The organism is Streptomyces sp. P17, assembly GCF_032436805.1.
Taxonomy (GTDB): Bacteria; Actinomycetota; Actinomycetes; order Streptomycetales; family Streptomycetaceae; genus Streptomyces.
On sequence record NZ_JAVRBF010000733.1, the window covers coordinates 1 to 277 of the forward strand.

The 277-nt window shown below is 28.5% G+C and carries 1 protein-coding gene; it reads left to right on the forward strand.

Annotated features, from left to right (window positions below; all coding sequences use genetic code 11):
• Positions 1-192, forward strand: a 192-nt coding sequence (locus RMT89_RS42755; RefSeq protein ID WP_315889155.1) for a hypothetical protein, incomplete at its 5' end; no start/stop codon positions are given.
• Positions 193-277: the final 85 nt, after the last annotated feature.

The window sequence follows — 277 nt, forward strand, 5'->3', positions numbered from 1 at the left end:
TATTATGTGCAAAAGAAAATTATGTTATTTTTTTGGACAAAAGTTTTAAAAGAAGTTGGGATGAATTTTTGGATGTATGAAGTTCATGGTAGTGAAGATGAAGCAAAAAACTGGATTGACATACAAATAAAAAGCCAGAAAATTAGAAAATCTTACAAGGTAATTAAAGAAGAAACAATAGAAATTAAATAATAGCATAATTAAGCAAACCCACATTTCGCTCGATGACAATGTATTTTTGTTTCAATGCAAAGGTTAGAACTGCGATACCGACAAT